Below are 503 nucleotides of genomic sequence, written 5' to 3'. Positions count from 1 at the left end.
ACAAACCCCAACGGCGACCCCGCCGACAGCGCCGCACAGACCCGCACCCACGGCTGCCCGGTGTCGATGGTCTCCGGCGAAGAACTGCTGACCCTGGACGACGGTACCCTCGACGGACGCCTGCCGTTTACCTTCACTCGCCTCTATCGCACCAGCGCCGCCGAACTGGACATCGGCCTCGGTCGCGGTTGGAGCCATGCCCTGGCCCATCGCCTGGTGATCGAAGGCGAACAGGTCATCTGGATCGACCAGGAAAACCGCCGCACCACCTTCCCCCGGCCCAGCCTGCAACGCCCGGCCATCCACAACAGCCTGGCCCGCGCGGCGATCTACCTGAGCAATGAGCCGGACGAATTGATCATCGCCCAGCCCGGCGAAGACGCGCCTTTCCTACATTTTCGCGACGGTTGTCTGATTGCCCTGAGCGATCGGTACGACAACCGCCTGACCGTCCAGCGCAACATCTACGGCGACATCAGCCGCCTGGACAACGGCGCTGGACG

The 503-nt window shown here is 65.6% G+C and carries 1 protein-coding gene; it reads left to right on the top strand.

The window, feature by feature from the left end; genetic code table 11:
• A partial coding sequence (locus tag OC610_RS28755; RefSeq protein WP_264433186.1) for a DUF6531 domain-containing protein occupies positions 1 to 503 on the top strand: 503 nt, incomplete at both ends.

The organism is Pseudomonas agronomica (assembly GCF_025917275.1).
GTDB lineage: Bacteria > Pseudomonadota > Gammaproteobacteria > Pseudomonadales > Pseudomonadaceae > Aquipseudomonas > Aquipseudomonas agronomica.
Note: the sequence above shows the minus strand (reverse complement) of the source record. Positions and strands in the feature narration are given on the sequence as shown.